This window comes from Aeromonas sp. R1-2 (assembly GCF_040908505.1).
GTDB classification, from domain to species: domain Bacteria; phylum Pseudomonadota; class Gammaproteobacteria; order Enterobacterales; family Aeromonadaceae; genus Aeromonas; species Aeromonas veronii.
Map to the genome: position 1 here is coordinate 80,136 of NZ_JBFODU010000025.1, position 8,649 is coordinate 88,784.

Genomic DNA, 8,649 nt, shown 5'->3' on the forward strand with positions numbered 1-8,649 from the left:
GGTAGCTGTATTTTTAGGCCAACTTTTATTTCCTGCTTAAAGTGATGTAAACGGCCTATATCAAATTTATTGATGGCTGGATTTAATGTTTTAATCTTGCTGCTCAGTAATATTAAAAAGCGTTGAGTGATGTTTTGCTAAACGATGGGTTCGAAGAGCACACCCATGGCGCCATCCTTCTCTTATTTAGGATGAGGATGTTTATTCTTCCCATCTATCAACTCATGGCATCACTCGGCTCGCTATTTATTTCACAGAGTGAGAAATGAAAATATTGGATGTAAAATTCATGTGTATCTATTTGTTTACGGATGAGCGTGCGTAGTTCAGCAGATTATTTTCACTGGGAGCGAGGTAATCTTGCTCGATTTAAAATAATTGTTGAGGTGCGCAGATGAATGGGGATTTTCGTCTCGTTATCCGAATGGGAAGTCGCATGCGGTTTAATCACTAAGCAGATAGCAGGAAAGAGGAGTGCACCATGGAACTGGTGGTGATCCGCCATGGCGAGACGCAGGCCAATGCGGAAGGGCGTTATCAGGGCGCACTAGATATCGGGCTTAATGACGATGGAGTACGCCAGATCTCTTGTCTGACTGAGAAGGTAGCTGTGACAGAGCCGCCGTTCGATCGGCTTCTGGCATCCCCTCTGCTGCGAACAAGGGAGAGCGCTGCCATCTTGTCTCGTCAGCTGGGATTGCCTGTGGAGCTGGTGCCTGCCTTTCGTGAGCGGGATGTCGGCCTGTTTGAAGGGCGAACGCAGGTAGAGGCAAGAACACGCTATTCCGAGCTGTGGGCGCGCAATATCACCCGGCGCTGGGCTGAATCTCCACCCGGTGGTGAAATCATTGATGAGGTGATTGCCCGGGTCTCGCAGGGACTAACAGAACTTGCTTCGACCATGCACGGGGAGCGGATATTGCTGGTGGCGCATGGTGTGGTCGCCAAGGTGATCCGTGCCGTAACGATTGCCGGATTTGATGACTTCTTCGAGTGGCAATTGCCCAACGGCGGCATGCTGTCGGTGAGGCTCTCTCTGGCTGATGGCGGCCCACTGCGCTTTAGCCGTCCCCTTGATGGTTGTGATTGAAAAGTGCACCAAAAGCAGAATGAAAAAAGCAGCGCTACCGAAGAGAGTAGCGCTGTCTTTTGTATTCGTTGCGGTTGGTTATCTCTGCAGGCAAAGGTTAGCAGTGTCACCAGAGGGCAGGGGCGTGCGTCCTTAAGTCGGCTCCGGTTCCTCTTTGCGGCAGCAGTTGCGCCCCTGTTTCTTGGCCAGATAGAGGGCGGTGTCGGCTCGTCTAACCATCTTCTCTACAGTGTCATGGCTGCCCTTGCTGGCGCTGATCCCGATACTGATGGTGAGGGAGATCTCAAGAGCCCCGTCCAGTGCATGGTGCTGGGATTCGATGGCTAGCCTGATCCGCTCGGCGCTGGCCCAGGCGAGCTCGAGGGAGGTTTCCGGTAGCAGAACGATAAACTCTTCGCCACCCCAGCGACCCAGCATGTCCACCTCCCGCAGCTGTTTGCTGATCCGTTTCACCAGACTCAGGATTGCCAGATCTCCCTGCTGATGGCCAAAGGTGTCGTTGACTTCCTTGAAGTGGTCGATATCGATCAGCAGCAGGCTCATGGTATGGCCAAAACGCTGGCAGCGTTGCATCTCGGCGTTGACCAGCTCGTTGAAGCGGCGCCGGTTGGCAATGCCGGTGAGGGGATCCGTGGTGGCGGCGACCTTCAACTCCTCCACCAGTCGGGCTCGCTCCGAGATATCCCGCAAGATGGCGGTCATCTCGGTGGTCGGGCCCAGATTGATCTTGGCGATAGTCACCTCCAGCGGAAATTCGCTACCGTCGCGGCGCAGACCCATCACCGAGGCGCGAGCATGCATTGGGCGCGAATTGATGGGGGAGCTGCTGAAAGCTTTGAAATAGGTTTCGTGATTGGCGCGAAAACGCTGAGGAAGCAGGGTTTCCAGCCGCTTGCCGAGATAGCTTTCGTCGATGCCGAACATCTCGCAGGCGGCGGTATTGATAAGCTCGATGCGTGATTCGCTGCTGACACTGATGATGCCGTCATAGGCGGAGTTGACCACCGCTTCGAAGCGACGGCGACTGGTGGTGAGCGCCTCTTCCAGCTGCATCCTGGCGGTGATGTCGATGGCGGTGACGATGATCCGGTTGATCCGTGCCTGCTCGGGGATGATTGGGGAGAGAATAAAGCGCCACCAACTGGTACGCGAGAGGCTGTCGATGGGCAGCTCGCTCTCGAGCCCGGTCTGCATGCGCACACATTCGTGCATTGGCGGCTCGATGGTATTGGTGATGTAGCGGGGAAACATCTCGCTCAGCTGTTTGCCAATGCTGCCAAGGACATCCAGCTCGAACGCCTTGGCAAAGGTATCGTTGGCAGAGACCAGCACAAAGTGATCATCCTTGTCGAGGCTGAACACCGCCACGGCGGCGCCGATGGCGTCGAGAGATGACTTTATGTCGGCATGGGAACCCTGTGTAAACATGCGACCTCCACGGCGAATAACATATTGATATTCAGTATAGTGTGGTCGTTTGGCTAACTACTCTTCGATATCCAGCAACACCAGAATGGCGCTGTCGCCACCCCATTCGCGGGGAGCCTGATGGAAGGCGCGCACATTGGGGTGCTGGGCCAGCCAGCTGGGAATGCGCTGCTTGAGAATATGTTTGCCGATACCGTGCATCACCGAGGCGACGTGAATGTTCTCTTTCTGGCAGAGGGTGAGCAGGGCGGCCAGCTCCTGTTTTGCCTGCTGCTGGTTCATGCCGTGCAGATCGAGGTAGATCTCCGGCGGATAAATGCCCCGCTTGAGCTTTTTTAGCTCAAATTTTGACACATCTTCCCGCACATAACGGGTCGGCCCATCATCGTCGAGATGGGGCTGATACTCATCGCTGAAATAGTGGTCAACCCCAAGCTTTTCGCGGGTTTCGCGCAATTCGCGTTTCTGCTTGACCGGGCGTAACTCGGCCCTTATGGTATCTTGCTTGATTTTCCGGGTACCTTTTATCGCATCGCGGAACAGCAGGGTTTCCTCGTCTGTCGGTGAGGGCGTTTTTTTCATCAGATGCTCATGTATTAGGTATGCGTCTTGCCCGTCAGGTAAACGGGGCTCGGGCCGGATATTACTCGACTTGGAGGTGGATTTGGACAAGATATTTATCGATGAGGTGGTTGCCGAGATGCACACCATCCAGGACATGTTGCGTTGGGCCATGAGTCGTTTCAACGACGCCGGGATTTTTTACGGTCATGGAACCGACAACGCCTGGGATGAAGCTGTGCAGCTGGTACTGCCCGCGTTACATCTGCCACCGGATGTAGACCCGGCCATGCGCCACTCCCGTCTCACCAGCAGCGAGCGTCACCGTATCGCCGAACTGATTATCCGCCGCGTACAGGAGCGGGTACCCGCCGCCTACCTGACCAACAAGGCCTGGTATGCCGGTTGGGAGTTCTACGTGGACGAGCGGGTGCTCATTCCCCGTTCCCCCATTGCCGAGATGGTGGCCAACCGTTTCGCGCCCTTCCTCAAACATGAACCGACCCGGATCATGGACTTGTGCACCGGCTCCGGCTGTATCGCCATCATCATGGCCCACGAGTTCCCGGAAGCGGAAGTGGATGCCATCGACATCAGCATCGATGCACTGAACGTGGCCGAGCGCAACATCAACGATCACGGGCTGGAGCAGCAGGTCATTCCTATCCGCTCCGATCTGTTCCGCGATCTGCCGGCGGGCGACAAATACGATCTCATCGTCTCCAACCCGCCCTATGTGGACTCCGAAGACATGTCGGATCTGCCGGAAGAGTTCCGTCATGAGCCCGAGCTGGCGCTGGCGTCCGGCTCCGATGGTCTCAAGCTGACCAAGCGTCTGCTGGCCCATGCCGCCGATTTCCTCAAGGATAACGGTGTGCTGGTGGTTGAAGTAGGCAACAGCATGATCCATCTGGAAGCCCAGTTCCCCGAGATCCCCTTTACCTGGGTTGAATTCGAAAACGGCGGTCACGGCGTCTTTGTGATGACCCGTGACGAGCTGGTGCAGTATCAGGATCATTTCGCCATCTACAAGAACTAAGCAGGAGCGCGCATGGCAGGGAACAGTTTTGGTCAACTCTTTCGGGTCACTACCTTTGGCGAGAGCCACGGCCTGGCGCTGGGCGCCGTGGTCGATGGTTGCCCGCCTGGGCTGGAGATCAGCGAAGCGGATCTGCAGGGGGATCTGGATCGGCGCAAGCCCGGCACTTCCCGCTACACCACGCCGCGCCGCGAGCCGGACGAGGTGAAGATCCTCTCCGGGGTGTTCGAGGGCAAGACCACCGGCACCTCCATCGGGCTGCTCATCGAGAATACCGATCAGCGCTCCAAGGATTACTCCGATATCAAGGATCTGTTCCGGCCGGGTCATGCTGACTACACCTACCACCAGAAGTATGGTCAGCGGGACTATCGTGGCGGTGGTCGCTCATCTGCCCGCGAGACCGCGATGCGAGTGGCGGCGGGGGCGATTGCCAAGAAGTACCTGAAACAGGTACATGGCATCGAGATCACCGGTTTTCTCTCCCAGCTCGGCCCCATCAAGGCTGAGGCGTTTGACGCGGCGCAGATTGAGCAGAATCCCTTCTTCTTCCCCGATGCGGGCAAGCTGGAAGCGCTCGATCAATATATGCGCGACCTGAAAAAAGAGGGCAACAGTATCGGTGCCAAGGTGCAGGTCATTGCGCGCAATGTGCCGGTGGGCCTGGGTGAGCCGGTGTTTGATCGTCTCGACGCCGACATTGCCCATGCCATGATGGGCATCAATGCGGTGAAAGGGGTGGAGATCGGTGATGGCTTTGCGGTGGTGGAGCAAAAAGGCTCCGAGCATCGCGACGAGATGACCCCGGCGGGCTTTGCCAGCAACCATGCGGGTGGCATTCTGGGCGGCATCTCGTCGGGTCAGGATATTGTGGTGAGCATGGCGCTCAAACCGACTTCCAGCATCACTGTGCCAGGCAAGACCATCAATACCGAAGGTGAGGCAATCGAGATGATCACCAAGGGGCGTCACGATCCCTGTGTCGGCATTCGCGCCGTGCCCATCGCCGAAGCCATGCTGGCGCTGGTGTTGATGGATCACCTGCTGCGCCATCGTGCCCAGAATCAGGGGGTGTTGACCCATACCCCACAGCTGCGTTGATCGCTCTTGCTGCACATCGACTGATCGCACCCTGTTCGGGGAACAAGTTCGACAATACCAAAAAGGCGACCTTCGGGTCGCCTTTGCTATTTCAGGTAGCGGCTTATCCCGTCAATGCTTGCGGAGAGTGCGGGTCAGCAGATCCGCGGCGCCCGGATCTGCATTGAGACGACACCTGGGGGGCGAGAACTTGTTGTGGGGTTTGGGCAAGGCATGAATGGCCTCGTTGACTTTGAGGATCTGTTCTTCGCTCACGCTGTTTTTGGCAAACATCAGGCTGACCGGCTGGTGGTGTAGCAACAGTTGGCAGCTGATAAACTCTTCGGCCCCCAGCTGGGCCAGCCGGTAGCGGGCATATTGCCACTCCATGATGATGCCATCGAGGCGGCGGGCCAGCAGCAGATCGATCATCCGCTCATCGGCGTTGTATTCGGTCGCCATTTTAAGCGCTGGGCAGCTATCCATCTGATGCATGGGGCGGGTGCCGCGCAACTTGCCTATCTTGAGTCCTTTCTCGTTGCACAGCGCGGGCAGATTATCGAGCTGCGCCCAGCGATCCTGATGGCCGGGAATCGGGTCATTGCTCAGCAGCACATAGGCACTCTGGCGGTAGGGGGTCGAGAAGCGGGCATAGCTCTGGCGCTCCGGCAGGGGGAGGGCGGCCATCGCCACATCCAGCTGGTCGTGCTCTACCAGATGCAGTGCCCGCGCCCAGGGAAGTTCGCGAAACTTGGGGGCAAAGCCCGCCTGGGTGAGGATCTGGCGGGTCAGACTGACATCCAGCCCATCCAGCTCACCCCGGTTGTTGATTTGGCTGAAGGGGGGCCAGTGACTCCAGGCCACGGTCAGGGTCTGACTGGCCTGCAGCGCAGGGCTTAGCAGCAGAAGCAGCAGGCCAATCCTTGCCTGCCAGCTGCCGCGGGGACGATATGGCGTGGTCATAGCTAAACCTCGTTATTGTGTTCTTCTATCCCGTGCTTTTGCCCCGCGAGTCATGCCTGCGAGGGCGGATATTGTGTTGCCAGTTAATAGTGTGGTGCGTGCTACATCAATCAACGGGATTATTCGGGGGGCAGAAGGGGGATTTTCTGTTCGTGCTGGGAGGAGCATCACATTTTTCTCGTTTATCCTGGGCAACTCCGTTAGACTGCGCCTCTATTCTTTCCCCTTTGCTCTGCTCCCCGGGGAAATCGTTGTTTTCTCAATAGGCCCAGATCTTGTGAGATGGCATCGGCTCAGCAGAGGAGCCCCACCACAAATCCCCGGCGCCCCTATCTCTAGCAGGTAATTATGAGTTTTACTTCCCTCGGTCTGGCCGAACCCTTGTTGCGTGCCGTTGCCGAACAAGGCTACGACACCCCGTCTCCCATTCAGCAGCAAGCGATCCCCGCCGTTCTGGCTGGCCGCGATCTGATGGCGGCGGCCCAAACAGGGACCGGCAAGACCGCAGGCTTTACCCTGCCGATGCTGCAACGTCTGATGGAGAGCAAGCGCAAGGTTTCTCCGAACCGCATTCGTGCGCTGGTGCTGACCCCGACTCGCGAGCTGGCCGCCCAGGTGGGCGAGAGCGTACGTAACTACGGCAAACACCTGCCGATGCGCAGCCACGTGGTCTTCGGCGGCGTCAGCATCAATCCGCAGATGATGGCGACTCGCCGTGGTCTGGACGTGCTGGTGGCCTGTCCCGGCCGCCTGATGGATCTTTACAACCAGAACGCCGTCAAGTTCGACGAGGTGGAGATCCTGGTACTGGACGAAGCGGATCGCATGCTCGACATGGGCTTTATCCGCGACATCCGCCGCATCCTGGCCCTGATGCCGAAGAAGCGCCAGAACCTGCTCTTCTCCGCCACCTTCGCCGACGAGATCCGCGAACTGGCCACTGGCCTGCTGGATAACCCGGCTGTCATTGAAGTCGCCCCGCGCAACAGCACCGCCGAGCGTATCGAGCAGCTGGTGCACCCGTGCGACAAGGCCAACAAGATCGCGCTGCTGAGTCATCTGGTCACCAGCAACAACTGGCAGCAGGTACTGGTGTTCACCCGTACCAAGCATATGGCCAATCGCGTTGCCGAGACTCTCGACAAGAACGGCGTCAGCGCCGCCGCCATCCACGGCAACAAGAGCCAGGGTGCCCGTACCCGCGCGCTGGCCGGTTTCAAGGATGGTAGCGTCAAGGTGCTGGTGGCGACCGACATCGCCGCCCGTGGTCTGGACATCGACAAGTTGCCGCAAGTGGTCAACTTCGAGTTGCCCAACGTGGCGGAAGATTACGTTCACCGCATCGGTCGTACCGGCCGTGCTGGCGCTGCCGGTCACGCCATCTCGCTGGTCGCGGCCGATGAAGGCAAGCTGATCAAAGCCATCGAGCGTCTGACCAAGCAGAACATTCCGTGCGAGCAGGTGGCCGGTTTTGAAGCTTCCCGCGAGACCTTGGACAACATCGCCCGTGGTATCGGCGCGCCGCTGCGCAAAGAGCCCCGCGATCCGAGCGAGCAGCGCCGTGCGCCGCGTCCGCAAGGTCAAGGCCAGCGTCAGGGGGCCGGTCGTTCCGCCTCCAATGGCAATGCGGGTGGTGCACGTACCGGTAACGGTGGCAAGCCCAAACCGCAAGGTGGTCAGCGTCCGGCTGATGGTGCTGGCAAACCGGCTCAGGCCCGTCGTCCACGTCGCTCTACCCACAACCAGTAAGCGTCTCGGGAGCTTGACTCCCCAGTTATGCGGTGTCTAGTCCTGAAATAGGTTTACACATTTTCAACTAGCATTTCTCTACTCAGAACCCCCTATGTACCGCATCGGGGGTTCTGTATTTCAACGCATGATGCGGCCGCTCCGCGTTGCGCGTTGTAAATATCCACCGCTTCACGCACCATTTCCCGCGCTTGCGTCAAATCCTGCGGGCTTTGCAGCAATAACTCTCCTTTCAAAATCCCGTTCACCCGCTCCGCCAACGTATTCTGGTAACAGTCATACCCATCTGTCATCGAGCATTTCACCCCGTACCGTTCATGTAATGACTGATACAGTCCCGAGCAATACTGCACGCCGCGGTCCGAGTGATGGATTAACTCCCCGCCGCCACGTCGTTGCTTCAGCGCTTTCTTGAACACCATCGCTGTCACCACCGATGTAAAAATGACCCACTAACGCCGGAGTAAAGTTGACCCACCTGGGCCAAGATCGTGGCTTTTGAGCCACACCCATGTTGACCCAGGAGTTATCAGTGGAAATCAGAGTGTTGGCCCCTCAGGGCATGAGCATCCGGGCTATCGCCCAGCAATTGCGGGTGTCCGGTAACACGGTTCGCAAGTATCTAGAGAAGCCGGGGCGATTCACATGGCGCTCGTCGGCGACCCGATTGCGCTTGTAGTAAGCCTGCCGGCTTATCCCCAGAAACAGGCAAGCCCTGACAATGGTCAGCCTCTCGACT

The 8,649-nt window shown here is 57.8% G+C and carries 7 protein-coding genes and 2 pseudogenes; 5 read left to right on the forward strand and 4 right to left on the reverse strand.

Translation table 11 applies throughout. The annotated features are described in order from the left end of the window. Nucleotides 1-481 precede the first annotated feature (481 nt). The gene (locus AB5Y76_RS10030; RefSeq protein WP_263717708.1) at nt 482-1,090 is read left to right on the forward strand and encodes a histidine phosphatase family protein; all 609 of its coding nucleotides are present in this window, start codon (nt 482-484) and stop codon (nt 1,088-1,090) included. Between the two features lie 132 nt (nt 1,091-1,222). Here the strand turns inward: AB5Y76_RS10030 and AB5Y76_RS10035 are convergent, their stop codons facing one another. Together AB5Y76_RS10035 and smrB are read right to left on the reverse strand one after the other, a co-directional pair. Further along, nucleotides 1,223-2,518, reverse strand: a complete 1,296-nt coding sequence (locus tag AB5Y76_RS10035; RefSeq protein WP_042083013.1) for a diguanylate cyclase — start codon at nt 2,516-2,518, stop codon at nt 1,223-1,225. Nucleotides 2,519-2,575: 57 nt separating this feature from the next. After that, entirely contained in the window at nt 2,576-3,100 is a 525-nt protein-coding gene (smrB, locus tag AB5Y76_RS10040; RefSeq protein ID WP_005333198.1) for an endonuclease SmrB, read from the reverse strand. Nucleotides 3,101-3,182: 82 nt separating this feature from the next. Between smrB and prmB the strand changes: the two genes are divergently transcribed. Both prmB and aroC read left to right on the forward strand, forming a co-directional pair. Then, complete coding sequence (prmB, locus tag AB5Y76_RS10045) at nt 3,183-4,118, forward strand: 50S ribosomal protein L3 N(5)-glutamine methyltransferase (protein WP_113739592.1); 936 nt, start codon at nt 3,183-3,185, stop codon at nt 4,116-4,118. A gap of 12 nt (nt 4,119-4,130) precedes the next feature. Next, nucleotides 4,131-5,219, forward strand: a complete 1,089-nt coding sequence (aroC, locus tag AB5Y76_RS10050; protein WP_201951171.1) for a chorismate synthase — start codon at nt 4,131-4,133, stop codon at nt 5,217-5,219. Nucleotides 5,220-5,330: 111 nt separating this feature from the next. On the opposite strand, the gene AB5Y76_RS10055 is transcribed toward aroC, so the two are convergent. Continuing rightward, nucleotides 5,331-6,161 (reverse strand): ABC transporter substrate-binding protein, encoded by an 831-nt coding sequence (locus AB5Y76_RS10055; protein WP_042053721.1) that lies wholly within the window; start codon nt 6,159-6,161, stop codon nt 5,331-5,333. Between the two features lie 348 nt (nt 6,162-6,509). Here AB5Y76_RS10055 and AB5Y76_RS10060 point away from each other — a divergent pair, with 348 nt between their 5' ends. Next, complete coding sequence (locus AB5Y76_RS10060) at nt 6,510-7,910, forward strand: DEAD/DEAH box helicase (RefSeq protein WP_005333194.1); 1,401 nt, start codon at nt 6,510-6,512, stop codon at nt 7,908-7,910. Between the two features lie 82 nt (nt 7,911-7,992). On the opposite strand, the pseudogene AB5Y76_RS10065 reads toward AB5Y76_RS10060, so the two are convergent. Further along, nucleotides 7,993-8,335 (reverse strand): annotated as a pseudogene (locus AB5Y76_RS10065) (transposase); the annotation flags it as partial. An 86-nt stretch (nt 8,336-8,421) separates the two neighbouring features. On the opposite strand from AB5Y76_RS10065, the pseudogene AB5Y76_RS10070 reads away from it, so the two are divergent. Beyond that, nucleotides 8,422-8,535: pseudogene (locus tag AB5Y76_RS10070) on the forward strand (IS21 family transposase); the annotation flags it as partial. Between the last annotated feature and the right edge of the window lie 114 nt (nt 8,536-8,649).

Bases quoted from the DNA above. Each gene is read 5' to 3' on its own strand.
- AB5Y76_RS10030 (WP_263717708.1), top strand. From the start codon at position 482: ATGGAACTGGTGGTGATCCGCCATGGCGAGACGCAGGCCAATGCGGAA.
- AB5Y76_RS10035 (WP_042083013.1), bottom strand. From the start codon at position 2,518: ATGTTTACACAGGGTTCCCATGCCGACATAAAGTCATCTCTCGACGCC.
- smrB (WP_005333198.1), bottom strand. From the start codon at position 3,100: ATGAAAAAAACGCCCTCACCGACAGACGAGGAAACCCTGCTGTTCCGC.
- aroC (WP_201951171.1), top strand. From the start codon at position 4,131: ATGGCAGGGAACAGTTTTGGTCAACTCTTTCGGGTCACTACCTTTGGC.
- AB5Y76_RS10055 (WP_042053721.1), bottom strand. From the start codon at position 6,161: ATGACCACGCCATATCGTCCCCGCGGCAGCTGGCAGGCAAGGATTGGC.
- AB5Y76_RS10060 (WP_005333194.1), top strand. From the start codon at position 6,510: ATGAGTTTTACTTCCCTCGGTCTGGCCGAACCCTTGTTGCGTGCCGTT.